The following is a 26,545-nucleotide window of genomic DNA, read 5'->3' as shown; positions in this document are numbered from 1 at the left end:
ACAATGCCGCCTTCCATCGAGCTAAGCACCCGGCAGTCATTTGCACTGACGCCTCGCCTGCAGCAGTCGGTCCGGTTGCTGCAACTGTCTTCGCTTGAATTCCAGCAGGAACTGCGCACGGCACTCGACACCAATCCGTTCCTCGAATACGACGCGTCGCAAACCGAAGACGTTGCACTTGCAACGGATAGTCCACCTGCTTCCCAGGAAGCAGGTGACGAAACAGGCATGTCCGCGCCTGCCAGCACGGCAGAGTTTGCCGGGTCGCCTGCGCAGGAAAGTGCGGATGCGCCGCTGCCCGACGAGATGGGCGGCGATTACGGCGGCGATTCGTTCGCACGCGGCTCGTCGCGTCACAACGGCGATAGCGAAGGAAGTGATCCCGCCGACTGGGCGCGTGCCCAGCCGACCCTTCACGAGCAACTGCATCAGGCACTGTGTCTGTATCCGCTGAATCAACGCGACCGGGAGGTGGCGCGTCTCATCATCGAGTCGCTCGACGACGACGGCTATCTGCGCCAGGATCTCGTGGACCTCGTCGACGTCGTCGACGCCGAGCCGCGCCTCACCGAAGCGGAACTGCTGGTGGCGCTGCGGCTCGTGCAGTCGCTGGACCGGCCAGGGCTCGCTGCCCGCTCGCTGTCCGAATGTCTGAAGCTGCAACTGGACGCGATGGACGACATACCCGGTCGCGACGTCGCGCTGCGGGTCGTCGAACATCATCTCGAACGGCTTGCGCGCCGCGAGCAGGCGGAACTGGAAAAGCAGATCGGCTGCAGCGCGGGCGAGTTGCGGATTGCCTGCGCACTTGTGCGCAAGCTGGACCCCAGGCCGGGCAATTTTTACGGATACGCCGCAGATAGCTACGTCGTGCCGGACGTGATCGTGCGCCAGATGCGCAACAAGTGGGTCGTGACAATCAACCCGGCGGTGATGCCGCGTGCGCGCATCCATCGAAAGTACGCTGAGCTGTTTGCGCAGTCAGCCGGTGCCAGCCGCTCGCCGCTCGCGCAACAATTGCAGGAAGCGCGCTGGTTGATTCGCAACGCGCAGCAGCGCTTCGACACGATCCAGCGGGTCGCCGAATGCATCGTCGCGCATCAGCGGGCCTTCTTCCAGTACGGCGAAATCGCGTTGAAGCCGCTCGGGCTGCGCGATGTGGCGGACGAACTCGGTCTGCATGAATCGACCATTTCGCGTGCGACGGGCAACAAATATATGGCGACGCCGCGCGGTATTTTCGAGTTCAAGCATTTCTTCCCGCGCGAACTCAGTACCGAGAGCGGCGGCACCTGCTCGGCTGCTGCCGTGCGTGCGTTGCTCAAGGAAATGATTGCTGCTGAAAATGCGAGCGATCCGCTTTCCGACGTTACGCTGGCAAGAATGCTCGCGGATCAGGGCGTGCTTGTCGCGCGCCGCACGGTCGCGAAGTATCGACATCTGATGAAAGTACCGCCTGCGGAATTGCGCCGGCAGATGTAGGGGCGTGCGGTATCGATTGCGGCGGCGCATTCACGGGCGCCGCCAGCCGGGTGGCTTGATTCGCTGCGCTTACGCTGCTGTCCCTGAAAGCGCGGCGACAATCCGTGCGGCGATTTCACGGAGTTTTTCGGGGTCGGCGGGGACGGCGCCGTGAGGCCTCAACGTCTCGCCTTCGCGCCGGGGGATGATGTGAAAATGAACATGCGGCACCGTTTGCCCCGCCGCGCGCCCGTTGAACTGGGCGATGAGCACACCGGGTGGATTCAGCGCCGCCTTGACCGCCTTCGCTACGAGTTGTGTCGTGCGGATGCACGCCGCGGCGCCCTCTTCGGAGAGGTCGAATATCTCGGCGGCTGCTTCTCTGGGCAGAACGAGGACGTGTCCGTCAGCCTGCGGCATGATGTCCATGATTGCGACAGTCAGTTCGTCCGCAGAAACGTGTCGTGCAGTTGATCCAGTTGCATCCCGCCTTCCAGCGGCGTTATGGGTGCAACTGCCATCAGTGGAGGCACCCTGCGGACTGCAGCGGATGCGCGGGCCATCACTGAGGCAAATGCCGCGCCCGACGGACGGGATACTTTTTCCATCGGATGCATTCTCCGTCGATGGTTCTCGGCTCCTCCTCTCGTCGGCTTACCTGTCCGACGGGACGGCCGGGCACTATTGTGACGAATAGAGCGCTGCAGGATGCGTGTGCGGAAAAATCGCGGATCGCATCTGCTTTCGAAAGAATTGACGACTGACTGGGGTCTTTCCGACGGCGGATAAAAGGCGGCCCATCCGACAGGATGGGCCGAAGCGCTCGGGGATCAGCCTGAACGCAAACGCCAATATCAGTTAGACAATTAATCCTTTGCCAGCATGATGTATCCGGGTCTTCATTTAGCAGGACTAGTGGCTGGGTTGTGGTTGCGCGATGCCGCCCGGTCGGCTGGCGCGCTGGCGATACGGCCGTTGCGCTCGTCGATCCATACCATCGCCCACTGGCGCGCACACTGGACCGCCTCGTCCTCGCTATCGAACCAGGCAATATCACGCTCGATGTGCATTTCAGAGTCAGTACCGCTGTCAGGCGAGGCTCGAGTCAGGCGCGCGTGCGCGAAGAATTTCCCAAGGGAATAATCTGGTGTCGCGTCAATGGTCCAGCCGCCGTACTCGTACTGCATGATTACCTCCAATGCCCCAAGGCTAATCGAGATTCGACAAGACAAAGCATGGATTCAATCGGTCGTAAGCACTATTAAATTCGCCGGGTTCTGCGCCTCGGCGGGCGGCACGTCGGATTTGCGCTGCTGATACTGTTATAGACCCTCCAGCGAAGTGTACCAATGATTCCATCAATCGATCCGGACTCGAGCCCCGCTATTTGCTACGTGCGCCGCATGACATCCGCCAGGTCTTCGAGCGAAAGCGGCTTGGCGAGATGGCAGTCGAATACCCGTTCGTCGGTCATGAATCTACTGGCAGCATCGGTGTAGCCAGTTAGTGCAACCAGTTTCGTCTGTGAGCACTGGGCACGAAGGCGAAGCAGTTGCGCAAGCTCGAGGCCATCCATGCCGGGCATGGTGATATCGATCAGGGCGACGTCCGGAGTAAATGACTCCACGATCGAGAGTGCTTCAACGCCGCTTTGTGCCCGCTTTACCTTATGGCCCTCGAGTTCCAGCAACGTGCCCAGCGCCTCCACGGCGTCCGCATTGTCGTCGACGAGGAGGATGCGAATCGGTGCCATCGTGCGCGTCTCCATCGTGTTCTTCTCTTCGGTGCTTGCGCAGACAATGGGGAGTTGTATGTTTACCTCCGTTCCCTGGCCTTCACCTGCGCTCGCAATGGTGACGGTGCCGTTGTGTGCGGTCACCAGATGTTTTACGACCGCCAGTCCGATTCCGAGCCCGCCTTCTGGACGCTTCCGTGCTGATGCCGATTGGGCAAACATATCGAAAACGTGTGGCAACAATGAAGCCGAAATGCCCACGCCGTTATCCCTGACGGTGATGACGGCATGGCAGGGTGACGAGCCGTGTTTCGACGCGACGCTGAGGTTAGGTGCTTCTACCGACAAGGTGATGTCGCCGCCGGGAGGCGTGTACTTCACCGCGTTCGACAACAGATTCGACACAACCTGTGTGAGCCGCCCGAGGTCCGCGTGAACGGTCACCGGATACGGAGGAACCGTGACATGAAACCGGTGTTGACCGTCGGTGGCGTCAGCCCTCATTGCCGTTACCGCATCGGCCACGACATCCTGGAGCAGCCCGTACGAGGGACGGACAGATACTTTGCCGTGCCTTATACGGGACGCATCGAGCAGGTCGGCTACGAGTCGTTTCAGCAGACGTATCTGCCTGTCAGCGATACCCAGGGCAGATAACACGCCGGGATTGCCCACGGCCAGCTTTCGCGCTGCCGTCACGGCGCTGTCGATTGGCGCGAGGGGATTGCGCAGTTCGTGGCTCAGCAACGCAATGAAATCATCCTTGCGCGCTTCAGCGAGCGCAAGCGCGTTCCTTGCCGCTTCGGCTTCTGCCGCACGGGCTTCCGCATCTGCTTTCGCCCGGGTAATCGTGAGCGCTGCGCAGGTGAAGTTCGCGAGGCCGGTCAGGATTCTACGGTCTTCGCTATCGAAAAGGCGTTCCCGGTCGTGAGACATCACCCACAGCGTGCCCCACGGCTCAGGTTGACCCGGAATCGGTACGACCAGCTCCTCAACAATCTCGGGAACAACGTGGTTCAGACACGTGAAGTGACGCCTGGGAAACGAGAACAGCTGTCCCGCAGCCAGTTCGAGCGCAATGCCGCCTGGACTGCCTGCGACCGGGATTGTGGTGTTCACCGCGGCATGGCATTCACCCGAAACCGCAACCCAACGGAAGACCTGGGTGCCGTCGGCGCCATTTTCCAGCAGGCCGATGCCCGCGCTGCCTGCCTCGCACAGATTGAGCGCCATGTCCGAAAGCGCCTGCAACAAGGCACCATCCGGGGATGAAAGTGACTGTGCCAGACGATGCATCGCATGGCTTTCAGCGGCGAAATCGGGCGGGCGATGCGGGCGCGTGTCGAGCGCCGGTGTGACCAGGCTGCCCGCGCGTCGTGCACGGTCCGCGGCTGACGCAGCCGGTCCAGCCATATGCCCTCCGGGTTGTAACTTGTACCATGGATGCACGGACGAATTGCCATGCTGCATGAATTGTAGTCCCTGTGTCACGACGACCATGGCGGCAGAGTGCCGTCCGCGATGCTGGAAAGTCGGGTACGTTTATTGCCACTTCAACTGATTGTCCTTTCGAGGTAAACGGGACATCTGGATTGGCGACTGTATTGCTGGTTGATGACGACCCGAATATTCTGCGCCCGCTTCAGCTGCTGGTGGAACGGGAGGGATACCGCGTGGTCACGGCGCAGGATGGGAGGGCGGCTCTGGCTGCCGCGGCCATTGAAAGTCCCGGTCTCATTGTGACCGACTGGATGATGCCGCACATTGACGGCGTTGAACTGTGCCGACGCCTGAAGAGCGACCCTGCAATGGCGGACATTCCTGTCGTCATGCTGTCGGCCGTGCTGCCGCCTGTTCCGATGGAGCCGCTATGGGACGTACTTTTGCGGAAGCCCGCGCCCATAGGTCAGCTGATAGACGCGATTCGTAGTCTGCTGGACAGACCGCACACGGAATCACCTGGACGGACCTAACCCGTGGCCGCCCTCCAGAGCGGAGCACAGACGGCGAGCTGCCATCTAACTGGGTGCCCGGTGCAGGGCATCTGCGACAATTTTTTGCGGATCTGGCGCCACTTCAATGCCCGCAGGAATTGTGAAATCAGGACGATTGCGCATCCTTTTTGCTTAACGAAGATGTCTATCGCAAGAACGGTGTGCAGGCTGGCGATGAGCCCGCCACGTGAGCGCAACTGCCGGGCCGACCAGGGGTGGAGCTATGCAAGGAATCAATGACAAGGTATGTGTTGCAATTCTTGCGATGGTGATTTCACTGTTTACCGCATGCGGCGGGCAGGGAGGCAGCTCAAGTAACGGCAGTGGTGCGGCCACCCCGGCAGGCGGCATTCATCTGCAAGTTGTATCGTTCGGCGACAGCCTGTCGGACGTCGGGACCTATGCCCCGATCGCGAGCCCGCTGGGCGGGGGGCGTTTCACCACCAATCCGGGGCAAATGTGGACTCAGGATGTCGCGCAATACTACGGTGATACGCTAAGCGCGGCGTTTACGATCGACGCCACCCATAAATTGAGTGCGCAAAGTGGACTCGGCTATGCGGAGGGCGGTGCCACGGTGGCGACGCCAGCAAACCTGTACGACTTTCTTGCGGACGTGATCGGCGATATCGAGATGCCCGTCAATCAGCAGGTTTCGAGTTATCTGGCCACCCGCGGGGGCTTCAACTCCGATCAACTGGTGCTGGTCTGGGCTGGCTCGAACGACGTCCTTCGCGCCGGGGCGCTGCCGGCCGCGGCGCCCACTGTTCAGACGGCGGCGACCACCCTGGCTCAAGTTGTTGGACAGATCGTCCAGAAGGGCGCCACTCATGTCGTGGTGGTCAATGTTCCGAATATCGGACTATCGCCCAAAGGCATCGCTTCGACCGACGGCGGGGCAAACCTGACCCAGTTATCGCAAATTTTCAACGATAGCCTGAACGCTGCCTTGCAGGCCAATGGCCTGCAAGGCAAGGTCATTCAGATCGATTCTTATACATGGGTGAATCAGATCATCGCGAGTTTTCAGGCCAATGGCTTCGCCGTGTCAAACACCAGCGTCGCCTGCGACCCTGCCAAAACGCCTGATGCGACGGCATTGCTGTGCTCGCCGAATACCTACGTGACGGCCAATGCCGATCAGACGTACATGTTCGCCGACGACCTTCATCCGACGACGCGTCTGCATGCACTGTTCGCCCAGTTCGTGGAGCAGCAGATCGCCAGGAGCGGTCTTGGTCACTGAGCCTTGGGAACATGACGACTCGCAAACAGAATCGTCGGGTTCTTCTCCCATTTGGTCCGATCTCGTCTTGTTATCGCGTCGAGAAGTAGTGAGTCTCAAGATAACGGGTCATGATGCTGCGGGTGGTAACGAAGGATGCATCGGATGGCGTTGCCACGCATCGGCGTGATAGTGAAGGATCAAGCGGCGGTATTCGAGTCGGCCTCAGTCCGCAAATGGAGTTTGACCTGAAAGTCCGCGAGCCGTCACTGGCGAGGTAGACTTGCGTATCCGCATACAGTTCGTATACTCAACGCACAACTTCAGTGAGATCGCGTGAACACCAATTCCACCTCCAGTCCCGAGAAACTCGGCGAGCTGGCTTATCAGACGCTGCGCCGGATGATCCTGGACAAGGCGTTGCGCAGCGGTGGTCCGGTCGTCGAAGGACGGCTTGCCGAGGAACTCAATATTTCCCGCACACCGATGCGCGAGGCTTTGCTGCGGCTGGAAGGCGAAGGCCTGCTCGCGCGCGCCGGCGCGCGCTCGTATTCGGTGCGCTTTGTCAGCGCGCAGGAATATTTTCAGGCCATGAAAGTGCGCGAGCTGCTCGAAGCGGAGGCCATTGGACTCGCTATCGGCAAGATCGACAAGAAACTCGTTCAGCAGTTGGTCAAGAAGATCAAGGCCTTAAGTAGCGGCCAGCAGGAACAGGCGCACTGGCAGATAGACGATCAGGTCCACACGATGATGGCGCGCGCGAGCGGCAATGATGTGCTCGCCCACATGATCGATCTGGTGCGCACGAACAGCCGCCTGTTTGAGCTGGTCACACCGTTCAACCGTATCGAAGAAGATCGCGCGGAACATCTGGCGATTCTCGAAGCATATCTGGCGGACGACGCGGACGCCGCGCGCGCCGCCGTCCGTACGCATCTACAGAACCTGCGCCGCTTTGTGCTCGACCGGCTCGCTGAGGGCACATATAGCTGATCGCTCAGGCAGCGCCAGATCGCTGCACGCGACGGGTTACTTGCAGTTCAGCAGATCACTGAGTGCGAGTGCGACGGTCTTCGTCGCGATGCGCAGATCTTCAAGCGCGACACGCTCGTCCGCACGGTGTCCGTTCGCCAGTAGCAGCGTGCGCGGGCCCGCACCGTAAATGACGGTTGGCACACCTGCTTCGCAATAGAGCCGTGCGTCGGTATACAGCGGCACGCCTTCGGTGGGAATATCCGCCCGCAACGTCACCTGGGCGGCGCGCTTCAGGGCCGATAAGAGACGCTCGGTACCGCCTATCTCGCGCAGCGGCGAGGTTACCAACACCTCCCGTATCCCCACGCTGATACCCGGCAGGTCTTTTACCGACCCTTCAACCAACTGCTTGAGTTGCGCCAACACCGTCTGCGACATTTCTTCGGGCACGACGCGCCGGTCGAGACGCAACGTCACTCTGTCCGGCACGACGTTGGTGTTGATCCCGCCTTCGATCAGACCCACGACGAGCGTCGGGTGTTCTATGCCGGTCGTTGCCGAGCGAATCTGCCGCAATACCTTCCGGTGCCCATACAAGGCGTTCAACACCGCCACGGTAGCTTCGAGCGCATCGTGCCCGGTGTCTGGTCGCGCCGCGTGGGCAGACTTACCGCGCACCGTGATTTCAAGATGTATCGCACCGTTGTGCGCCGTTGTGATTGCATACGAAAAGCCCGCGCAAATCGCGTAGTCGGGTTTCACGATGCCCTGCTTCAGCAGCCATGCGGGTCCAATCAGGCCGCCGCTTTCTTCGTCGTAAGTCAGATGTAATTCCACGGTCCCCGCAAGCGGCGCCTGAGTGTCAATCAATGCCTTGAGTGCGAACGCGTAGGTCGCGAAATCAGACTTCGAAACGGCAGCACCGCGGCCATGCATCCAGCCGTCGCGGATTTCTGCGCCATAGGGGTCCGTGGACCAGCCATCGCCAGGCGGCACAACATCGCCATGCGCGTTCAGGGCGACAGTCGGCCCAGCGCCGAAGCGATGCCGCACGACCAGGTTCGTCGCGCTGATAATGCCGGCCCGTGTCACGTCGATGACGGGTACGGAGTGCCGCTCCACTGTGAAACCCAGCGCCTCCAGCGCAAGCGCGGCCATCTCGGCATGACCGGCGCAATCGCCGGGTGGATTGTCCGACGGTCTGCGCACGAGCGCCGCGAGAAATTCGACTTCGGAAGCAAAGCCCCGGTCGACTGCATCGAACAGCGACAGGGTTGAAACAGGGTTATTCATACGGGCAAGCCTTAAGATTTGAGAGAGGGGTGTAGCCGGTTTGAACAACAGCGTAGTGGAGCAGGCAATGACGATCATCGCACCGACCCAGGACATTAACCTGGGTGCGGGCTACGAAGTGCGAGGCGCGCACGGCGCTCCGCGTCACCGAAAACGTCGCCATCAGTGACGCAGGATCTTTCCAACAAACTCACGCGTGCGCGCTTCCTGCGGCGCATCGAACACCTGCTGTGGCGTCCCGGTCTCGATCACGTGGCCACCCGCCATGAACACCACCTTTGATGACACCTCGCGGACGAAGCCCATTTCGTGCGACACGATAAACATCGTGATGCCATCGGACGCGAGCTCGCGGATCGTATCGAGCACTTCATTGACGAGTTCAGGGTCGAGCGCTGCGGTGACTTCATCGAGCAACAGCACCTTCGGTTTCAAGGCGAGCGCTCGCGCGATCGCGACACGCTGTTGCTGGCCGCCCGACAATTCGTCAGGGTAGGCATGCAACCGGTGCGCCAAGCCGACGCGCGTCAGCAGATTGATCGCGTTTTGCTCGACCTCGGCGCGCGGCCACCGTTTGATCCTGGTCGGCGTAATCATCACGTTGTCGATCACGGTCATGTTCTGGAACAGGTTGTACTGCTGGAACACAATCGCGATATCCGAGCGCAGCGCATGTACAGCGGCCCTGTCTGCGTAGTTCACCTCACTGCCGTTCAGGCGCACACTTCCATCCTCAGGTAACAGCAGCCCCATCAACACGCGTAGCAACGTGCTCTTGCCCGAACCGGAAGGTCCGATCAGGCTGACGATCTCGCCTTTCTCGACGGACAGGTTGATGCGCTCCAGTACCGTATGCGGACCGTAAGAGGCCTTCAGGTCAACGATTTCGAGTTGTGGCAAGATTCTTCTCCAGGCGCTTGCCGAAGCGCGACAAGGGATACGACATCAGGAAATACAGCGCCAAAACCGTCCCGTACACGAATGTCGCGGAAAAGCCCTTGTTGCTGAGCACCTTTCCCGCCGATGTGAGCTCCATCACGCCGATTTGCGAAGCTAGCGCGGTGTCCTTGATGAACATCACGAAGAAGCCGAAAGTGGGCGGCAAGATGACGCGCCACGCCTGCGGCACGATCACATAGCGCAGCGTCTCCAGGTAGCTGAAGTTCAGCGTACTGGCGGCCTCCCACTGGTTGATGTGGACCGACTCCAGCCCGCTGCGCACGATCTCGCCGAGATATGCCGTGGCGATCAGGCATACGCTGATCAACGCGACCGTGAAGGTAGACAGGTTCGCGTTGATCGACTGGCTCGCGAAGAACACCAGCATCAACGTAACGAGGAACGGCACGCGCCTGAACAGCAGGCAGTAGGCGAACATCAGCGCGCGGACTGGCGCCATTGCGCGTGAGCGCGTCGCACGCAAGATCGCCACCACGAAGCCCGAAACGAAACCCGCGATGCAGCCGATCACCGACAGCACGAAGGTCGCGACGAGCCCTTCGAGCAACAACAACACGTTGTAGTACGAGAACAACTGGGTGAGTTGTGTCATTGTCGAGCCGAACATCAGAACACCTTTATCTTCGCGCGGCACACGTGACGGCCGAACATTGCCAGCGCGAAGGTCGCCAGGAGTGTGATGGCGATATACATCACTGCGGCGACGCTAAACGCTTCGACCGACAGGTACGTCTGCGAGCTGATGTTGTAGGTGCGGCCCGTCAGTTCCTCGACACCGAAGATCGCTGCCATCGAAGTACCGAGTGTCATCACAATGAACTGGTTCGACAGCGGTGGAAACATCACTTTCATCACGTGCGGAAAGATCACGTGCCGTACGATCTGCGGCGTCGAAAAGCCGAGTACCTCGGCCGCCTCGATTTCCGCCCATCGTACCGACGCGAAACCGGCGCGCTGGATTTCGCACAGGTAAGCGCCGACATTGAACGTGGCGCCTAGCAGAACCGCGCTGTAGGGTGAAAGCGTGACGCCGATTCCGGGTAGCGCGAAGAACAGGAAGAAGATCTGCACGAGCTGTGGCGTATTGGTCCCGAAGCTCACATACGCGCTCACGAGGCGGCGCACAAAAGCCGGCCCGTAGCGCAGGAGCGACGCGCAGACGAGTCCGATCAGCATGCCGAGCGCGAACGCAAGCACCGCGATTTGAAGACTGAGCCACGCGCCACCGAGCAGATACGGCCATTGCTCGAGGATCGGCCCGAACTGTAGCGTCATCGAATCAGCACTCCTTGCAACGATGATAGGCAGTGCGCGATACCCTATGTGACGACGCGCACTGCCAGTGACGAAGCAAAGTTATTGGGCGGCGATCGCGGGTGGTGCAGCGGTCGGGTCGTACAGCATCGGGCTGCCAAACCATTTCTTCCAGCTCGCTGCCACAAAGCCGTTCTTTTGCAACATGCCGATTTCCTTGTTCAGACGCTCAGTCAGCTCGGTATTGCCCTTCTTGATACCGATGCAGTCGTAGTCCACTTCAATCGGTGCGTCAACGACACGCCATTTCGTCGGATAGTTCTTCGTGTAGCTCAGCATGAAATCGAGCACGTCGATCAGCGCGTCGGAGCGGCCTTGTGCAATCGAGCGCACCGCATCAGGATAGTTATCCAGCAACAGCAATTGCGCCTTGGGCAGCTTGTCCTGGATCAGCTTCACTGGCGTCGTGCCGCGCACCTGCACGAGCCGCACCGAAGGGTCGTTCAGCTGTGTCCAGTCTTTATAGGGCTTGTCCTGAGTGGTCAGCACGCCGAGCACTTCAGTGTTCACGGGATCAGTGAAGTCAATCACTTTCATGCGGTCTGCGTTGCGCGTCATGCCGCCCATCACCGCGTCGATCTTGTCGGCCATCAGAAACGGCACGCGGTCGTTCGATCCGACCGGCACGATCTCCAGCTTTACACCCAGCGAGTCCGCGATCTTCTTCGCGATGCTTACATCGAAGCCGTCGATATTGTTCTTTGCGTCATAGGTGCCGAGCGGTGCCAGGTTCGGGTTAATACCGAACACAATCTTCTTCGACGCGAGGATTTCGTCCAGCGTGCGTGCGCTTGCGTCGAGTGAACCGAGCAGCGCGCATGCCGCGATACCGACGGCGAGCATGCGGCTCAGGATGATCGAGGGTTTCATGCTGTAACTCCGTGAGAGGACGTCAAGGTGCGGAAGTGCCCGGTCGAGGCGTTCGCGGCGCCGCTTATTTTTGGCGACTTTGCGTATACGCATCGTATACGGTACTATCAAAACATCGCCTAAATTACTTGTCAAGCGAGGTTGGTGCCGATGTCAGCAGAGGACGCCATGCGTATTCATTATGCGAACCGCGGGGCCGCGATTGAGCTGTTTTTTGACGGCCAACGCTTCACGGCGCGTGCTGGCGAAAGCGTCGCGGCCGCGCTGTTTGCGTCCGGCGTAAGGGCGTTGCGCACGAGCCCACGTCTGCGCGAGGCGCGCGGTATGGTTTGTCTGATGGGATCCTGCCAGGAGTGTCTGGTGATGGTAGACGGCCGGCGGGTGCTCGCTTGCCAAACGCCCGTTACCGACGGCTTGCGTATCGAAACCGTTCCGGAGACCGGCGCCGATGTCTGAGTTCGACGTGGTGGTGCTCGGAGGGGGGCCGGCGGGCGCGTCCGCGGCGCTGGCGGCGGCGTCGACTGGATTGAGCGTCGCGCTGTTCGACGAAAACCCCAGCGCAGGGGGGCAGGTCTATCGCGCACCCATAGATGGTATTGGCGCCAGCATCGATGCCGGCAGCAGCGCCGATCAGGAGGCCGGTGACGCACTGCGGCGTGAACTCGCCGCCAGCACGGTGACGACCTTCTTTGCTCATTCGGTGTGGGCCGCGACCGGTGAGTACCGCGTCGACGCCACCGGCCCGCATGGCCCCGTGCATTGCCTGGCACGCGCATTGATCGTTGCGTCCGGAACGACCGAACGGGTCGTGCCGTTTGAAGGATGGACCACGCCTGGCGTGATCGGTCTCGCGGCTGCGACAATCCTCCTGAAATCGCAGGGTGTGCTGCCAGGCCGCTCGACGCTCCTGGCCGGCTGTGGTCCGTTGCTCGCAGCCGTGGCGGCGAAAACGATCGAAGGCGGCGGCAAGGTCGAGGCGATTGCGGATCTCGCAGGCACCGCCGATTGGGCAGCTACCCTGCCTGCGCTGCTCGCACGTCCCGATCTGCTTTGGCAGGGCGCAAAGTGGTGGCGCACGATCGGCCGCGCGGGCACGCCGCGCTTCGCGCGGCACACGATCGTTCGTGTCGAGCCCGCCGGCGAGCGCTTGCGCGCCACCCTTGCTCCTTGCGACGCGGCTGGACGCCCGATGGACGGACAACGAAAGACCGTCCTCGCCGATTGCATAGCCGTAGGGCATGGACTCACGCCTTCCACCGAGGTCACCCGGCTGTTGCGTGCGAAGCATGTTTATTCGCGTGCGGCGGGAGGGTGGATCGCCGTCGCTGATGAGGACGGGCGCACTTCGCGTCCTCTGCTCTATGTCGCCGGCGACGTTGCCGGTATCGCGGGTGCGGCCGCTGCCGCCATACACGGCACGCTGGCCGGACTGGCGTGCGCGCTCGATGTCGGCGCCTCGAACCCCTCGCGCCTGACACGTCGCAGCGAGCCGACGCGCAAGGCGCATCGGCAGGCAATGCGCATCGGACATGCGATGGCCGATCTGATGGCGCTGCGCTTCGGTCACGTCGACAGCATCACCCCCGATACGATCGTGTGCCGTTGCGAGGACGTGACACGCCGCGAGATCGACGCCGCCTGCGATGCCGGCGCACAGGACGCCAACCAGCTCAAGGCGTGGACGCGTTGCGGCATGGGCCCGTGCCAGGGCCGCACGTGCGGCGATGTCGCCGGTGAACTGCTTATGCGGCGCGCAGGCGCCACTTCACGCGAAAGCGTCGGATGTTTTGCCGCCCGCACGCCCTTGCGCCCGGTGACGGTCGAAGCGCTCACCGGCGAGTTTGCGTACGACGATATCCCGATTCCGAAGGCGGCCCCGCTATGAGCACGCCGGTTCAAAACGTGCATGGGCCATTCGATGCCGCCGTGGTCGGCGGCGGCGTGATGGGCTGCACCACCGCGCTATTCCTCGCGCGCGCCGGCATGCGCGTGGCGCTCATCGAACGCGACGCCCTGTGCCGCGCCGCCTCCGGCGTGAACGCGGGCACGCTCACGCTCCATATGACACGGGCCGCATTGATTCCCTACGCGATGCGTGCGTGGCAAATGTGGATGGAAACCGATCAATGGCTTGGCTCAAGCGTACTGGCGACCGCTGCGCCGGGGCTGTCGCTCGCTTTTACGGAAGCCGAACGTGAACTGCTACGGGCCCGCGCCGCCGCACGGCGCGAATACGGTGCGCAGATCGACCTGCTCGAGCGCGACGCGGCGCTCGCGGTCGAACCCGGCCTCAACCCTGCGATGCTCGAAGCCGCGTTCTGCCAGACAGACGGCTTTGCCAGCGCGTATCTGACCGGCCGCGCCTATTGCGCGGCGCTGCGTGCAGCCGGCGTGCAGATCTTCGAGCAGACGGCCGCGGTCCGCATCGATCAGACAAATGGACAGTACCGGGTGCATGGCCCCGAAAACCACGGTGCCTCGATTCGGATCGACGCCACGCGTCTCGTGATGGCGGGCGGCGTCTGGCTGGAACCATTGCTGGCGATGCTCGATATCCGCATTCCCGTGAAGACGCTGGTGAACCAGTTGATCGTCACCGAACGGATGCCGCCTGTGATGCGTTCGGTGCTAAGCATTGCGAACGGGCTGCTGTCGATGAAACAGTTTGCCAACGGCACGGTGCTGATCGGTGGCGGCTGGCAAGGTGTCGGCGATCGCGAACGCGGTCCCGTCGAAACCATTCCGCAAAACCTCACCGGCAACTTGCGGCTCGCGCAGCATGTGATCCCGGCACTCGCCAAAGCGCGTGTGGCGCGCATCTGGCTCGGGCTCGAAGCCGAAACCGCCGACGCGATGCCCATGATCGGCCCGCTGCCCGGCCTTGCCGACGCGTGGGTCGTCGGCTGCGTGCACTCAGGTTACACGAGCGGTCCCTACATGGGCAAGCTGCTCGCTCAAACGATGCTCGGTGAGACGCCCGAGCTGCCGTTGTTCGACCCTGCGCGGCTCATCGTTGCCGCGCCCGAACTCTCTCATCGAGAACAGACCCCATGATTCCCTTGCATGACGCCCCCTTCAATGGCATTTACGCCGCCACGTTGTGTCCGCTCGATGCGCACGGCCGCCATCTTGACGAGGCTGCGCTAGTGCGCCATCTCGAAGACGTGGCAGCGGTCGACGGAATTGTCGGCCTGCTGATCAACGGCCACGCGGGCGAGAACGTCGCCTTGTCGCGAGAGGAAAAGCGGCGTGTGGTGGAGATTGCAAGCAGCGCATGCGGCGAGCGCTCCATCATCGTCGCGGGTATCAACTCGGAAGACAGCTACGAAGCCCAAGCGCATGCCGACGACGCACAACGCGCGGGCGCCGATGCGTTACTGCTGTTCCCGCCTTACTCGTGGGCGCTTTCCACCGATCTGGAAACCGTAGTCACGCATCACCGGATCGTCAACGAGAACGCGCGGTTGCCGATGATGCTGTACCAGGCGGGCGTCAACACGGGCGCGATGGCCTACACGCCTGAGATGCTGACGGCGCTGGTCAGCCTGCCCGAGGTGGTGGCGATCAAGGAAGGGAGCTGGGAAACCGGCGCCTACGAGGCCAATCGCAGGCTCGCGAAATGCGTTGCGCCGCATGTGGCTGTGATGGCATCAGGCGATGAGCACCTGCTCCCATGCTTCGCGATCGGCACCGAAGGCAGCCTCGTGAGTCTCGCCGCCGTGGTGCCGGAGTTGATAGTCGCGCTGTATCGCGCGGTACTGCGCGGCGAACTCAGCGAGGCGCAACGGCTCCACGGCCATGTATATCCGCTGGCAAAGGCCATTTACGGCACGGCGCCCGGCTCGCATGCGAATGCGCGCCTGAAGGCCTGTTTGCATCTGCTTGGCAAGTTTCCGCAGCCGTCGATGCGTCCGCCGATCCCTCGTCTGTCGGCCGCCGAAACCCGCCGCCTCGACGAGGCGCTCTCCTTTGCGCTTGCCATTGATCCCGAACGGAGCGATTCATGACTCACACCGCGACCCGCACCCTGATCCGCGGCGGACGCCTGATTACAGCCGTCGACGACTACATTGCCGATATTGTCATTCAGGGTGAACGCATTGTCTGCATCGGCCAGCAACTCGAAGCGGGACCGGACACCCGCGTGATCGACGCGAGCGGCTTGCTGGTGTTTCCCGGCGGCGTCGATGCGCATACGCATATGGAGAACACCTTCGGCCCGTCGGTAACCTGCGACAACTTCGCTTCCGGCACACGTTCGGCCGCCTTCGGCGGCACCACGACGATCATCGATTTTGCGCTGCAAAACGCCGGTACGAGTCCGCTCGATGCCATTGCCCGCGCACAGTCGAAAGCGGCTGCCGTTGCCAGCATCGACTACGCGTTCCACGTAATCGTCACGCACGTTGACGAAAGCGTACTCGGCGACATGCAATACGCGATCCGTCACGAAGGGGTGTCGAGCTTCAAGATGTTCATGGCGTATCCGGGCACCGTCATGTCGGACGACGCCGCGATCTTTCAGGCGATGCGCATGGTCGGCCAGCACGGCGGCATGATCGCATTGCACGCCGAAAACGGCACCGTGATCGACTTGCTGATTCGCGAAGCGATCGCGCAAGGTCATACGTCGCCGCGCTATCACGCACTCACGCGCCCGGCCATCATGGAAGGCGAAGCGACGCATCGCGGCATCAAACTCGCGGAACTCGCCGAAGCGCCGGTGTACTTCGTGCATCTTTCGGCCAGGGAAGCGCTCAAACATGTGATCGAAGCGCGCGACCTCGGCATTCCGGTGTTCGCGGAAACCTGCCCGCATTATCTGTTCTTCGACGACTCGGCGTACTCGGATGAGAGTTTCGAGACCGCACGCTATGTCATGAGTCCGCCGCTCCGTTCGAAAGACGCGCAGAACGCGCTATGGACCGCGCTGAAGACTGACGACCTGCAACTCATTTCGACCGATCATTGCCCCTACTGCATGAAGGAAGGGCATCGCGGCAACGTGAACCAGAAACCGCTCGGCTGCGACGACTTTTCGAAGATTCCAAACGGCGTGCCGGGAGTCGAAACGCGCATGACGGTGGTGTACGACGGTGGCGTGCGGACAGCTCGAATCTCGCTGAACCGCTTCGTCGAGCTAACGTCGACCGCGCCTGCGAAACTGTTTGGGCTCTTCCCGAAAAAAGGCACGCTTGCGGTCGGCAGTGACGCCGACATCGTGCTGTTCGATCCGGGTGAAGCGCACACGATTAGCGCAGACACGCAGCACAGCGATTGCGACTTCACGCTATTCGAAGGTCATCAGGTCACGGGGCGGGTGAAGAAGGTGCTGTTGCGCGGCGAGTTGTTGATCGACGACGGCGAGTGGGTGGGCCAAACTGGATACGGGCAATTTGTGCCCCGTGGCGAGTTGGGCACGCACTGGTAGCACCATCATGCCGATCTACGAATATCGTTGCGACGCGTGCGGCGCGTTCGATCAGATGCGCAGCGTCGCCGCACGCGATCTGCCGGCGGACTGTCCACGGTGCGGCATGGCCGCGTCGCGGATTCGGAATGGTTTGCCCATACTGCTCCGGTATGCGGACGATCAGGCGGTTACCGATGAAGGAACGTATCTGGCAAGCCACCGGGCGGAGTGTCTTTGTTGCCGGTGACGGAGGTGACAAGACGGTAACCGGCTGTGCTGTCAGGGTGAGACAATAAGGAAGGAGCTAAGAGCGCTGTCAAAACTGAAGTCGTTTCGTCGCTCCAGGATCAGTCAGGACGAGACCTGCTTACGGACCTGATGGCAGCCGGCGTAGAGGTGGCATGAACTCAACACAGGCTTCGGTACGGAAAGCGAGAACCTTGTTGTGGATGCAAAGGGAAATGACAAATGGCAGACACCATGAGGAAGAATACCGATGCCGCAACGAAGGGTCTGCGTCGCCGCGGAGTCGGCGGCCACCGGTCGCCGCCCACCGTGTCGCACATCGTCCGGTGGCGCACGCGGCCGGTGCGGCTCGAGCGCATTACGTTATCCATATTAATCGACCCGGACAGAAAGGTACTCCGGTCAATCATCTCGAGCAGCAACAGGTTCTTACGGACCATACGACTCATCCAGTTCGACGTCCTGCAATGCGTCGGCCGCTTCGTCCGTCGTTCCTGATGCGGTTTCATGCGATCGTTCAGGCGCCTTGATTACCGGTCCCGGCATCTTGCCCGCACCCTCGTCGATGCGCCGCGCGACGAACGAAAAGAAAGGGTTCGATGCGATCCGGAACATGGAGTCGAGCGTGAGGATCAACGTGCCGCGTTCCCCGCGCGGATTCAGCGTGCCGAAATTTGCATTGAAATTCTCATCTGTTCCGGGCTGTGAGCCATAAAGCGGATCGGTCACCGGGAATGGAATGGCGACGTGCGACAAGGAAAAGATATCCGATGGATAGTCGACTCCCAACGGCTGTACGTGCTCTTCCGTTTCGCCGGCGTCGATGGTTCGCACGACGGTTTTGCCCGAGTCAGGGCTCGCGTTGGCGATGATGGTCGTGCGGTAGTTCTGTGGCCCTATGCGTAGAAGACGGCCGAGCGCGCCGTACGACGCCGCGCGCAGAAAAGTGCGGAATCTCACGCTGCGGTTGATGTCGAACAGTACGATCTCACTGCCGTTCTCGGGAAGCCGGTCGTAGAGCGCCGACATCACTGCGGGCGCGCTGACAGTGAAGTCGGTTACTGACTGGAACGTCAGCACAGGCGGCAATTCGACGAGGCGGTTCTCACGCTGCAGCCTCAAAATCTGTTCCTGAAGGACGTGCGTCAGCAGGTAGGACTGGCGTGCGCCGTTGACCGGAAACGAATTGTATTTAAAGGGATTGAACTCGGGCACCACCCCGAGCCAGGCAGCCTTGGCGAACGCGGGGAAGACCGACGGAAGGCCGGCAAGCCCCGCGAAGCGGGCGTAACGGGTGACGCCGATCATTGGTGAGATCAGCACGAGGCGGGTGGGGCGCGTGAGGGATTTATCCTCGATCGCGTCCAGTGCATATTGCAGCGCGAGCGCCGCGCCATTCGAGAATCCGACCAGCTCCAGCGGCTTGTCAGGACCGACGCGCCGGCGTGCTTCGCGCACAGCGAGCCGCGTCGCCGCAGCCCAGTCGCGCCATTCGATCTGAGTCAGGGCTGCAGGAACCGTGCCGTGTCCCGGAAGGCGGATGCCGATGGCGACAAAGCCATGATCCCGGTAGCGGCGCGCGATGTGGCGCAGACTGTAGGGCGAATCGGTGAGGCCGTGCAGCAGCACCACTGCACCGACTGGCGTGCCGGACGGTTCGAGAACGTATGACCGGTTCCAGTTCTGGTCAAAGTGCTCCGGATAGATAGGCGAGCCCTCGTAGTACCGGTTTGTCGGCACGCGCGAGGCCGCGTCCAGCTTTTCGACGACGTTCGTGTGAACGTCGTTGAATATGCGGTTCTCCGCGGCCATGTAGCCGTTCCAGTCGCCGGCGTCCATTTCCTTGATCGTCATTTCGCGCGGCACGTAGGTATGCCAGACCGAGAGGCCCGGCCCTCGCTGCGAATGCCACGCGCGAAAACCTAGCGCGAATATCACCAGCAGGACAACGATCAGCCCGCTTATCTTTGCCACCTTGAGTGTCGTGCGTCGCATTCATGCCCTCTCATTGCGGTTGCACTGCGGGAAGGGTTCTCTAATTGTCTATTCTTGCAAAGCTGCCGGCCGAGGCGGCGCCAGCGAATCAAATCGTGACGGTACCAGCAGCCAGACCATAAGCGCCGCCGAAGGCTGCGATCACAAGCACAATGAAGAGCAGCCATTCCCCGAGGTTGAATAACGGCTTCCCTTGTTCGCGTCGCGCAAGGAAGAACAGCAGGGAGCCCGGGGCATACACAATCGCCGACAGCAGCAGGAATTTCATGCCGCCCGCCCAGATCATTCCGGCCGCGTAGAGCGTCGCGATCGCGCCGCATATGAGGTCCAGCGTGCGCTCATGTGAATCGGTCTCGTAGGTCTTGCCGCTCAAGGCGAGCTTCGTTCCGTAAGCGGCGACCAGAAGGTATGGCACAAGCGTCATCGCACTGGTCATCTTGAGCGCCAGCAGGAACGCGTACTCCGCGAAGGGGCTGACGATGAGGAAGATCTGGATCAGCAGATTGGAGACCACCAGCGCTGCAAGTGGCGCCTTGTTCCTGTTTTCCCGGGCGAGAAATGCCGGCATGGTGCCATTCTTCGCGGCGGCGAACAGGATTTCCGCCGCAAGCAGCGACCATGACAGATAGTTGCCCAGAACGGATATCAGCAGGCCGACGCTGATGAACACCGCGCCCCATGGACCGACGACCGCTTCGAGCACGCCAGCCATCGACGGATTGCGGATCCCTCCGAGTTCAGGCCGCAGCAGCACGCCGTAGGACAGCATCGTGACCAGGACGAGGAAACAGAGAACCCCAATGAAGCCGAGCACGGTGGCGATGCCGACATCGTTGCGATTCTTTGCATAGCGCGAGTACACGCTTGCGCCTTCGATGCCGACAAAGACGAACACGGTGACGAGCATCGTGCTGCGCACCTGGTGAAAGAGAGAGCCCAGCTCGTGGCCTTCGCCGCCCCAGAAGTTCAGCGCGAAGACATCGGCCTTGAAGCCGAACAGGACAAAGACGATGAAGAGGGAGATCGGGACGATTTTCGCAATCGTCGCGACCGTGTTCAGGAAGGCAGCTTCACGGACGCCACGCAGTATCAGCCAGTGCACTGCCCAGAGCAGAATCGATGCACTGACGAGCGCGACGGGGGTTGTGCCGTCGCCGAACACGGGAAAAAAGGCGCCCAGCGTCGACTTGATCAGGATCAGGCACGCGACATCGGCAAGACAGCAGCCGGCCCAGTATCCGAACGCGGAATTGAAGCCCAGATATTCTCCGAATCCGGCCTTCGCATAGGAGTAGATGCCGGCATCGAGATCCGGGCGCCGTCGCGACAGCGTCTGGAACACGAGCGCGAGCATCAGCATTCCGGTGCCGGCGATGAGCCACGCGATCAGCGCACCGAAGCCGCCGGTCGCACGGGCAAACGCAGCGGGGAGCGCGAAGATCCCCGAACCGACCATCGAACCTACGACTAACGCAATTAACGCGCGCAACGAAAGCTTTTCTGTATTTGACGTTGTCACGGCATGCTCCGTCTTGAAGTCTTCGATCCGGGATCTACAAACATTCCTCCGTCCATTCGCCGCGATCGGTGGTGGTCGTTTCTCCGCGGTACGCCACTAGACCCAATGCCCTGATACTCGCGCAGATTGCAGCATCCCGCAAGAAAGCTGACGATAAATCGCGATGCTGCGTCCGGATGCCCGGAAACTTTCCATTTGCCGTGCATCTCTTATGATGGTGCTGGGGGCTTTCGTTTCCAGTGAGGAGAACCTTCGATGAACGGCATGACTCTGTCCGGCGTTGTTGCGAGTGTGATCGTATTGACGGCATGTGCACCGCCGCCACCTGCTGCACCGCTTCCCCCTGGCGTTTCGCAGGCGCCTGTGGGGTCCGTCTTCTACGGCCGCGTCGAATCGATCGAACCGGTCACGCAGCAGACGGGCAGCTCCGGTGTGCTCGGTACAGTGATCGGCGGCGTGGCCGGCGGTGTGCTGGGCAACCAGATCGGAGGCGGTACTGGCCGCACGATTGCGACTATCGGCGGTGCCGTCGCGGGCGGTGTGGCGGGCAACCAGCTCGAACGGCGGGCCAATAGCGGTACGGAGACCATCTACCGCGTGAACGTAAGGCTCGACGACGGGCGGCTCGCAACAGTGACGCAACGCGATCTCGGCAATCTGCGTGTGGGTGACAGGGCACAGGTGGCGAACGATATGGCAATGCCGTACTGAAGTAGTACGGACATGCGAGCCGCCGACGCCAACCACGTGGCGGCTTTCTTGTGTCCGCTTATCGTGTGCGATGCAGGAACGGGCGTCACCCACTCCAACTCTCTCGAATCGTTTCGGAATGGCGCTGAGACCTCCCGTCGGGACACGGTGACACCTGTCCGGCAACGCGACCCATGTCAAGGCTGCAGTGATCCATCACGATCATGATCACCGGGCCTTACGCGCTGAGTGCATTCTTGTAGATCTTCCCGTCCTTCATGATGACGAGAAAGTTCTTCTCCGGGTCGGCGACGAGCGCGATGTTCTCAACGTGATTGCCATCGACGAGCAACAGATCGGCAAGCGCTCCTTCTTCCACCACCCCTAACTTGCCGGGATAGGGATTGCGTGGTCCGGACAGCACGAGCAGCTGGCCATTGGCCGCCGTGGTCATCTTCAACGTTTCGGCTGCTGTGTACCAGCGGACCAGGTGCGTCAACATGGTGCCCTGGCGCCTGGCGAGCACGGGCGAAAACAGCAGGTCCGAGCCGAACGCCGTCTTGATCCCGTGTTTTTTTTGCGAGCGTGTATGCGTTGTTTGTACCCGCGATAACCTGGAGCATCTTGTCCCGGGTGGGACCGGTCAGCGGAACGGAGTCCTCCTCGCCCAAGAACGGCTGAATGCTCAACCATGTGCCGTTCTTCGCCATCAGGCTGGCCGTTGCATCGTCCATCAGGATGGCCGTGTTCGATGCACTTGACGCCCGCCGCGATCGATCGCTGGATGGCATGCGGCGGATAGGCGTGTACCAGGAGCTAACTGTCCCAGTCCTCGGCGGTTTCCACCGCTGCGCGCAACTGGGGCTCGGTGAACGTGAGCATGTCCAGCGGACTGCGAGGGGTGGAAACGCCGCCGCTGCCCACGATCTTGATCTGCGACGCGCCCTGCATGAACTGTTCACGCACGCGCAGGCGGACTTCATCCGCGTTGTCGGCAATGATGCTGCCGCCCGTTTGCTCCGAACTGGTGATCCTGCCGCCGGATCTCGGCAGATCCGACAGCGCGCGAAAATCGCCATGAGCGCCCGAGGTGGTGATCATCGCGCCTGAAGGATAAATGCGCGGACCCGATATGAGTCCCTCGTCGATTGCCTGTTTCAGCGCGAAGGCAGGGCCGCCCGCATCGCGCACCGTGGTGAAGCCGCGCATCAATGTACGCTCGGCCTCCGCGCTTGCGGCCAGATGGAGGTAGCCCACGTCGGCGCTCAGCGCGACCTGGATCGGGAGCGCTGCGATGATCGAATGCCAGTGCATGTCGATGAGACCGGGCATCAGCACGCGGCCGCCGAAGTCGATCACCTGCGTGCCGTCGGGCACGGCAGGTTTGCCGTGCGTCAGGGAGTGGATGCGATTGCCATCCACGAGCAGATAGAGTCCGTCGCGCAACGTGCCGGATATTCCGTCGAACAGCCGGAAGTTCGTGAAGAGGACAGGGCGTGTGGGATTGACGGGCGGGGGCGCCGTCTGCGCGCTGGCGAGCTTCGGGAGGACAAGCATCAACATGGAGGCAGCCATGCCCGCAACGAAGCCCCGTCGCGAGAGATCCGCGCTGATCCGGTTGTTCAGAAACTCGATCTCGGACTTCTGGCAGAAGCAGGCGAACGGATGGCCGGATGCTTCCTTATTGCCCGGTTTGCGAGGGAACATGAATGACCTCTTTCTCGTTCATCGAAGCGATTGAGTGGGGCGCGTTTGCGCTCGCGCGGCCTTGATGTGCCGTCGCCGCGTTGATTGTCGCGTCACTGCGCGGCAACACGTCAGCGCATCACCGGACCATGCCGGCGCAGATATGCGATGAACCGATGCTGGTCACGGACAGGCACGCTAGTTAATCGGAACCCAGCGGCCGTCCGAGAATTCCCAGGCATCGTGTTCGGGTGTCCATCGTCCCGGGCGCCAGCGCCAGCCTGGCCTACCCTCGCTCCAGATCCCAGGTATCCATTCGAAGTTGCCGTCTCTCCACTGCCAACGACCTGGAATCCACACGAAGTAAGGGCGCTGTGCGCCTGCTTCTACCCGCGGCTGCGGTGGTTGGGCCTGTCCCTTAAGTGGTGGCGGCCGACGTGGGCTTCGCTCCCGCGCACCAGGCTCCGGCTGATTGGCAGGGAGGGGAGGCGGCTCCCCGTTTTCAGCGAAGACGGCGGGCGCCGGTGCCAGCGATACCGCGGCGACCAGCGTCATTGCGAAGAGGAGCGTCCGTCGATCCATTGCTGTTTCTCCAGATACAGTGAAAGGTCAGATGCATCGGGCAGGGCACAGTGACTTCTTGCGCGGCGCGCGGCAAGCATCACGCCGCGCGGGGTGTGACCGTACTGTCATTGCCGAAGCCCAGGGAGAACGGGTCCAGCGTCGATGTGATGAATAGCCGGCAGGAGACGTTGCAAACGCAGCTTCCAGCCCGGAAGCCCTGCGCCGCGGTGAAGTCAGGTTCGTCTCCGAAACGATCCTTTTCATGCGCGTGGACACCGATGTCGAGTTCGGGTTTGAGTCGAGCGAGTCTCAGAAAGACGAACGCCAGCATCGAAATCGCCACACTGGCGATCATCCAGCCAACCAGCGCGCCCAGGCCATCGGTCGCGCGTCCGAATGCGGAGGCACGTGGAACAATGCCGGCGCCGGCGATTGAGCCGACAACGAGCGGGATGAGCGAAATGAGCGTCCCAGGGGAAAGCCTTTGTTCCGACGATGAGGTCATGGTGCCTGACCTTGAAATTGTTTGTTGGTCTTAGGTGTCCCAGCTAGCCGTGCTCGAAGCCAGAAAATTTGCGTACCTTCACTGAAGTGCATCCTGAACGAATTTGCAAGATGTTCGTGCCAGGTAACGCCCAAGCCTCGTTGCGACAAAAATTTCATTTCGTTTCAACCGTCACGCCTACCGACGACCTCATTCAGGAACCCAGTCCGTCGCATCGACGTCGTGAACAATATTTCGTATAACTTAGTCAACAATTCGATCAATCGAGTCGAAATTCAAAACTATTTCGATGCGCGAGTAAGCGCCCAGCAGACCTCTTTATGCCGCCGTTTTGCTGAACATTGCAACCGGTATTGGCGCCCGATCACCGGGATAGCTGGCCGAAGCGTCTCGCGCTGCGAACGGAGGATGCGTCGCCAGTTCGAATGCGACGATTTTGTGACGCTCTATCCCGCCGAACGGGGAGGGCCGTTTTGACGCGCAGCGTTGCTGCGCCTCGAGGGAAGACGCGGGAAAATGCACGCAGACTGATACAATCGATCCTCTTTTGTCATTGGCTGTGTGCTATGGGCTTCGAACAACTTGCCGCATTGAGAGATCAACTCGCGAAAAAAACCGACCCCAAGCCGGCGGTTAAGGCGCCTCGCGCACGCCGGGCTGCGCCCGAGGCGCGGTCGAAGCCGGTCGACCCGGTGGTGCTGACGATCGCGAAGCTTCAAAAGCGATTCCCGCAGGCATTTCCGAAGAATCCGGCGCCCAAGGTGCCGCTCAAGATCGGTATTTTCGAAGACCTGATGAAGCACGCGCAGGAACTCGCGTTAAGCGAGGCGGAATTGCGCGATGCGCTCAGGACATGGTGCCGCGGAAGCCGCTACTGGGCATGCCTCGTCGAAGGGGCTGCACGAGTCGACCTCACGGGCGGCGAAGCGGGCAACGTATTGGCGCCCGATGCGACGCGTGCGCTGCGACTGAAGGCGGCTCGCGCAGCGAGGGCGCCGAAGCCGGAGGCGGCGGAGAAGCAGGCCTGATCGTCGCTGGGCCGAGACAGGCTGCGCGGCGGATGGTGATCCGCAAGACCGATGAGAAAGCTCAAAGCGACAATCGCGGCAGCGGGCACGGCTGCGACGCATCGCGGCCGGTTTTGACAGGTAACCGGCAGTCTGTCCGAAGGTGACAGGCTGTCAAACGTATCAAAGCCGACCCGCACCCTCGTTTATTTCCCTCTTCCTCGGGCTCCGCGGCTGAGTCTTCCCGGATTTCGCCTGCGATGCGGCATCGCGCAAGTCGATGCCTGGCTTCGGGGCAAGGAGGGTGGCCTCGAATGTCTGCAAATCGGGCCGATGAGAGGGCTTCGTCTTAAGCCAGCCAAACAGGGCCGCACCCGAGAGACCGATCACGCCGATGATCGCGGGCCAGAACTTTACGATAAATACAACAACCGCTGCGGTAACCATTGTCAAACTCCCGTTAAGCATTACCTGCGCGCGCGTTTCAAACGATGCAGGTCTGCGTCGCGGATACGCGATTCGCGTGTTTCCGCCGCCGTCTTGCGCAGCTCTTTGTGTTGCGTCGCCGCGACAGGCTGCTTTCAGACACGGAGCCGGTGATCAACATCAACGCCGCGCCTGTTTTCACTCGCCTGGATCGAGCTTACGCCTTCGCGGCGGACCTTGATCGAGAAACATCACTGCTTTTGTGATGTCGCTCGCATAAGCCGTCCTGCGGTCCGTTATGGCCGGCAGCGCGGGACGAGCGATCGTTCTGGCCAGAATGTCGGACCAGGATCGATTGCGGTTTCAAGGGCGCTACGTCGTGGATCGTGCCGCCTGTTCCGGGTGGCAGGCACGCCGCTCAGGCATGCCCGGATTACCTGCACACCCCTCGACCCTGGCACGATCGCAAGTTCGCTTCCCGCGCGGCGCGGCGCCTGCAATCGACGACTGACCGGCGCGGCATGGCTCACGTGACCTGGCTCCAATGATGTCACCGGCAATGGGGACATCCGGTCGTGTGGCGGGTTCAACTGGTTGCGCATGCAACCAGATTCTCCTATCCTGCGCTGACACGCCGAAGATAATTTCAGGCGCTCGCGGTCATGTG

Annotated in this window: 26 protein-coding genes and 1 pseudogene; 13 read left to right on the top strand and 14 right to left on the bottom strand. The window is 61.4% G+C overall.

Annotated elements, in window-relative coordinates; genetic code table 11:
• Positions 1-3: 3 nt before the first annotated feature.
• A complete protein-coding gene (locus tag B0G77_RS17900) occupies positions 4-1,482 on the top strand; it encodes an RNA polymerase factor sigma-54 (RefSeq protein WP_133663307.1) in 1,479 nt (492 codons plus the stop codon).
• Positions 1,483-1,551: 69 nt separating this feature from the next.
• Here B0G77_RS17900 and B0G77_RS17895 read toward each other — a convergent pair.
• The 4 genes and pseudogenes from B0G77_RS17895 to B0G77_RS17885 all read right to left on the bottom strand — a co-directional run.
• A pseudogene (locus B0G77_RS17895) lies at positions 1,552-1,911 on the bottom strand (HIT family protein); the annotation flags it as partial.
• Positions 1,902-2,069: a hypothetical protein gene (locus B0G77_RS43260; RefSeq protein ID WP_166656175.1), complete on the bottom strand. Its 168-nt coding sequence runs from the start codon at positions 2,067-2,069 to the stop codon at positions 1,902-1,904. The gene B0G77_RS43260 and the pseudogene B0G77_RS17895, both read right to left, overlap by 10 nt.
• Positions 2,070-2,360: 291 nt before the next feature.
• On the bottom strand, positions 2,361-2,648 hold the full coding sequence (locus tag B0G77_RS17890) for a hypothetical protein (RefSeq protein ID WP_133663305.1): 288 nt from the start codon (positions 2,646-2,648) through the stop codon (positions 2,361-2,363).
• 203 nt (positions 2,649-2,851) lie between these two features.
• A complete protein-coding gene (locus B0G77_RS17885) occupies positions 2,852-4,609 on the bottom strand; it encodes an ATP-binding protein (RefSeq protein WP_133663304.1) in 1,758 nt (585 codons plus the stop codon).
• 179 nt (positions 4,610-4,788) lie between these two features.
• On the opposite strand from B0G77_RS17885, the gene B0G77_RS17880 reads away from it, so the two are divergent.
• The 3 genes from B0G77_RS17880 (at position 4,789) to B0G77_RS17870 (ending at position 7,408) form a co-directional block, all read left to right on the top strand.
• Positions 4,789-5,169 carry a response regulator gene (locus tag B0G77_RS17880; RefSeq protein WP_166656174.1) on the top strand — a complete coding sequence of 127 codons (381 nt, stop codon included), beginning with the start codon at positions 4,789-4,791 and terminating at the stop codon, positions 5,167-5,169.
• Between the two features lie 244 nt (positions 5,170-5,413).
• The gene (locus tag B0G77_RS17875; protein WP_133663302.1) at positions 5,414-6,436 is read left to right on the top strand and encodes an SGNH/GDSL hydrolase family protein; all 1,023 of its coding nucleotides are present in this window, start codon (positions 5,414-5,416) and stop codon (positions 6,434-6,436) included.
• A gap of 315 nt (positions 6,437-6,751) precedes the next feature.
• The gene (locus B0G77_RS17870; protein WP_133663301.1) at positions 6,752-7,408 is read left to right on the top strand and encodes a GntR family transcriptional regulator; all 657 of its coding nucleotides are present in this window, start codon (positions 6,752-6,754) and stop codon (positions 7,406-7,408) included.
• A gap of 36 nt (positions 7,409-7,444) precedes the next feature.
• Here the strand turns inward: B0G77_RS17870 and B0G77_RS17865 are convergent, their stop codons facing one another.
• From B0G77_RS17865 to B0G77_RS17845, 5 genes are all read right to left on the bottom strand, one after another.
• On the bottom strand, positions 7,445-8,683 hold the full coding sequence (locus B0G77_RS17865; RefSeq protein ID WP_133663300.1) for a M20/M25/M40 family metallo-hydrolase: 1,239 nt from the start codon (positions 8,681-8,683) through the stop codon (positions 7,445-7,447).
• A 162-nt stretch (positions 8,684-8,845) separates the two neighbouring features.
• Positions 8,846-9,583, bottom strand: a complete 738-nt coding sequence (locus B0G77_RS17860) for an amino acid ABC transporter ATP-binding protein (protein WP_133663299.1) — start codon at positions 9,581-9,583, stop codon at positions 8,846-8,848.
• Positions 9,561-10,250, bottom strand: a complete 690-nt coding sequence (locus B0G77_RS17855) for an amino acid ABC transporter permease (protein ID WP_133663298.1) — start codon at positions 10,248-10,250, stop codon at positions 9,561-9,563. The genes B0G77_RS17860 and B0G77_RS17855 overlap by 23 nt, the downstream gene beginning before the upstream one ends.
• The gene (locus B0G77_RS17850; protein ID WP_133663297.1) at positions 10,250-10,918 is read right to left on the bottom strand and encodes an amino acid ABC transporter permease; all 669 of its coding nucleotides are present in this window, start codon (positions 10,916-10,918) and stop codon (positions 10,250-10,252) included. The genes B0G77_RS17855 and B0G77_RS17850 overlap by 1 nt, the downstream gene beginning before the upstream one ends.
• Positions 10,919-10,999: 81 nt before the next feature.
• Positions 11,000-11,827, bottom strand: a complete 828-nt coding sequence (locus B0G77_RS17845; protein WP_133663296.1) for a transporter substrate-binding domain-containing protein — start codon at positions 11,825-11,827, stop codon at positions 11,000-11,002.
• 168 nt (positions 11,828-11,995) lie between these two features.
• Between B0G77_RS17845 and B0G77_RS17840 the strand changes: the two genes are divergently transcribed.
• From B0G77_RS17840 to B0G77_RS17815, 6 genes are read left to right on the top strand one after another with little or no spacing between them, the layout of a single operon-like run.
• Positions 11,996-12,283, top strand: coding sequence for a (2Fe-2S)-binding protein (locus tag B0G77_RS17840; RefSeq protein ID WP_133663295.1), 288 nt, complete (start codon positions 11,996-11,998; stop codon positions 12,281-12,283).
• Positions 12,276-13,712 carry a (2Fe-2S)-binding protein gene (locus B0G77_RS17835; protein ID WP_133663294.1) on the top strand — a complete coding sequence of 479 codons (1,437 nt, stop codon included), beginning with the start codon at positions 12,276-12,278 and terminating at the stop codon, positions 13,710-13,712. The genes B0G77_RS17840 and B0G77_RS17835 overlap by 8 nt, the downstream gene beginning before the upstream one ends.
• Entirely contained in the window at positions 13,709-14,881 is a 1,173-nt protein-coding gene (locus tag B0G77_RS17830; protein WP_133663293.1) for an FAD-dependent oxidoreductase, read from the top strand. Before B0G77_RS17835 ends, B0G77_RS17830 begins: the two co-directional genes overlap by 4 nt.
• Positions 14,878-15,834 carry a dihydrodipicolinate synthase family protein gene (locus tag B0G77_RS17825; protein ID WP_133663292.1) on the top strand — a complete coding sequence of 319 codons (957 nt, stop codon included), beginning with the start codon at positions 14,878-14,880 and terminating at the stop codon, positions 15,832-15,834. Before B0G77_RS17830 ends, B0G77_RS17825 begins: the two co-directional genes overlap by 4 nt.
• A complete protein-coding gene (gene hydA / locus B0G77_RS17820) occupies positions 15,831-17,258 on the top strand; it encodes a dihydropyrimidinase (RefSeq protein ID WP_133663291.1) in 1,428 nt (475 codons plus the stop codon). Before B0G77_RS17825 ends, hydA begins: the two co-directional genes overlap by 4 nt.
• 7 nt (positions 17,259-17,265) lie before the next feature.
• The gene (locus B0G77_RS17815) at positions 17,266-17,487 is read left to right on the top strand and encodes a zinc ribbon domain-containing protein (RefSeq protein ID WP_133663290.1); all 222 of its coding nucleotides are present in this window, start codon (positions 17,266-17,268) and stop codon (positions 17,485-17,487) included.
• Positions 17,488-17,915: 428 nt separating this feature from the next.
• On the opposite strand, the gene B0G77_RS17810 is transcribed toward B0G77_RS17815, so the two are convergent.
• Complete coding sequence (locus B0G77_RS17810) at positions 17,916-19,481, bottom strand: alpha/beta hydrolase (RefSeq protein WP_133663289.1); 1,566 nt, start codon at positions 19,479-19,481, stop codon at positions 17,916-17,918.
• Between the two features lie 88 nt (positions 19,482-19,569).
• Positions 19,570-21,000 (bottom strand): basic amino acid/polyamine antiporter, encoded by a 1,431-nt coding sequence (locus B0G77_RS17805; RefSeq protein WP_133663288.1) that lies wholly within the window; start codon positions 20,998-21,000, stop codon positions 19,570-19,572.
• 255 nt (positions 21,001-21,255) lie between these two features.
• Here B0G77_RS17805 and B0G77_RS17800 point away from each other — a divergent pair, with 255 nt between their 5' ends.
• Positions 21,256-21,711 (top strand): glycine zipper 2TM domain-containing protein, encoded by a 456-nt coding sequence (locus B0G77_RS17800; protein ID WP_133663287.1) that lies wholly within the window; start codon positions 21,256-21,258, stop codon positions 21,709-21,711.
• 217 nt (positions 21,712-21,928) lie between these two features.
• On the opposite strand, the gene B0G77_RS44305 is transcribed toward B0G77_RS17800, so the two are convergent.
• The 3 genes from B0G77_RS44305 to B0G77_RS17785 all read right to left on the bottom strand — a co-directional run bounded on the left by B0G77_RS44305 (position 21,929) and on the right by B0G77_RS17785 (position 24,445).
• Positions 21,929-22,192 carry a hypothetical protein gene (locus B0G77_RS44305; protein WP_243751039.1) on the bottom strand — a complete coding sequence of 88 codons (264 nt, stop codon included), beginning with the start codon at positions 22,190-22,192 and terminating at the stop codon, positions 21,929-21,931.
• Positions 22,193-22,506: 314 nt separating this feature from the next.
• The gene (locus B0G77_RS44300) at positions 22,507-23,397 is read right to left on the bottom strand and encodes an amidohydrolase family protein (RefSeq protein WP_243751038.1); all 891 of its coding nucleotides are present in this window, start codon (positions 23,395-23,397) and stop codon (positions 22,507-22,509) included.
• 640 nt (positions 23,398-24,037) lie between these two features.
• The gene (locus tag B0G77_RS17785) at positions 24,038-24,445 is read right to left on the bottom strand and encodes a hypothetical protein (RefSeq protein WP_133663285.1); all 408 of its coding nucleotides are present in this window, start codon (positions 24,443-24,445) and stop codon (positions 24,038-24,040) included.
• A gap of 222 nt (positions 24,446-24,667) precedes the next feature.
• Between B0G77_RS17785 and B0G77_RS17780 the strand changes: the two genes are divergently transcribed.
• Positions 24,668-24,922 (top strand): hypothetical protein, encoded by a 255-nt coding sequence (locus B0G77_RS17780; RefSeq protein WP_133663284.1) that lies wholly within the window; start codon positions 24,668-24,670, stop codon positions 24,920-24,922.
• Between the two features lie 89 nt (positions 24,923-25,011).
• On the top strand, positions 25,012-25,473 hold the full coding sequence (locus B0G77_RS17775; RefSeq protein ID WP_133663283.1) for a ProQ/FinO family protein: 462 nt from the start codon (positions 25,012-25,014) through the stop codon (positions 25,471-25,473).
• Positions 25,474-26,545 lie beyond the last annotated feature (1,072 nt).

Source organism: Paraburkholderia sp. BL10I2N1 (assembly GCF_004361815.1).
Classification (GTDB): Bacteria; Pseudomonadota; Gammaproteobacteria; order Burkholderiales; family Burkholderiaceae; genus Paraburkholderia.
This window is presented reverse-complemented; position numbering and strand designations above follow the sequence as displayed.

Bases quoted from the DNA above. Each gene is read 5' to 3' on its own strand.
- B0G77_RS17900 (WP_133663307.1), top strand. From the start codon at position 4: ATGCCGCCTTCCATCGAGCTAAGCACCCGGCAGTCATTTGCACTGACG.
- B0G77_RS43260 (WP_166656175.1), bottom strand. From the start codon at position 2,069: ATGGAAAAAGTATCCCGTCCGTCGGGCGCGGCATTTGCCTCAGTGATG.
- B0G77_RS17890 (WP_133663305.1), bottom strand. From the start codon at position 2,648: ATGCAGTACGAGTACGGCGGCTGGACCATTGACGCGACACCAGATTAT.
- B0G77_RS17885 (WP_133663304.1), bottom strand. From the start codon at position 4,609: ATGGCTGGACCGGCTGCGTCAGCCGCGGACCGTGCACGACGCGCGGGC.
- B0G77_RS17875 (WP_133663302.1), top strand. From the start codon at position 5,414: ATGCAAGGAATCAATGACAAGGTATGTGTTGCAATTCTTGCGATGGTG.
- B0G77_RS17865 (WP_133663300.1), bottom strand. From the start codon at position 8,683: ATGAATAACCCTGTTTCAACCCTGTCGCTGTTCGATGCAGTCGACCGG.
- B0G77_RS17855 (WP_133663298.1), bottom strand. From the start codon at position 10,250: ATGTTCGGCTCGACAATGACACAACTCACCCAGTTGTTCTCGTACTAC.
- B0G77_RS17850 (WP_133663297.1), bottom strand. From the start codon at position 10,918: ATGACGCTACAGTTCGGGCCGATCCTCGAGCAATGGCCGTATCTGCTC.
- B0G77_RS17845 (WP_133663296.1), bottom strand. From the start codon at position 11,827: ATGAAACCCTCGATCATCCTGAGCCGCATGCTCGCCGTCGGTATCGCG.
- B0G77_RS17840 (WP_133663295.1), top strand. From the start codon at position 11,996: ATGCGTATTCATTATGCGAACCGCGGGGCCGCGATTGAGCTGTTTTTT.
- B0G77_RS17835 (WP_133663294.1), top strand. From the start codon at position 12,276: ATGTCTGAGTTCGACGTGGTGGTGCTCGGAGGGGGGCCGGCGGGCGCG.
- B0G77_RS17830 (WP_133663293.1), top strand. From the start codon at position 13,709: ATGAGCACGCCGGTTCAAAACGTGCATGGGCCATTCGATGCCGCCGTG.
- B0G77_RS17825 (WP_133663292.1), top strand. From the start codon at position 14,878: ATGATTCCCTTGCATGACGCCCCCTTCAATGGCATTTACGCCGCCACG.
- hydA (WP_133663291.1), top strand. From the start codon at position 15,831: ATGACTCACACCGCGACCCGCACCCTGATCCGCGGCGGACGCCTGATT.
- B0G77_RS17815 (WP_133663290.1), top strand. From the start codon at position 17,266: ATGCCGATCTACGAATATCGTTGCGACGCGTGCGGCGCGTTCGATCAG.
- B0G77_RS17810 (WP_133663289.1), bottom strand. From the start codon at position 19,481: ATGCGACGCACGACACTCAAGGTGGCAAAGATAAGCGGGCTGATCGTT.
- B0G77_RS17800 (WP_133663287.1), top strand. From the start codon at position 21,256: ATGAACGGCATGACTCTGTCCGGCGTTGTTGCGAGTGTGATCGTATTG.
- B0G77_RS44305 (WP_243751039.1), bottom strand. From the start codon at position 22,192: ATGTTGACGCACCTGGTCCGCTGGTACACAGCAGCCGAAACGTTGAAG.
- B0G77_RS44300 (WP_243751038.1), bottom strand. From the start codon at position 23,397: ATGTTCCCTCGCAAACCGGGCAATAAGGAAGCATCCGGCCATCCGTTC.
- B0G77_RS17785 (WP_133663285.1), bottom strand. From the start codon at position 24,445: ATGACCTCATCGTCGGAACAAAGGCTTTCCCCTGGGACGCTCATTTCG.
- B0G77_RS17775 (WP_133663283.1), top strand. From the start codon at position 25,012: ATGGGCTTCGAACAACTTGCCGCATTGAGAGATCAACTCGCGAAAAAA.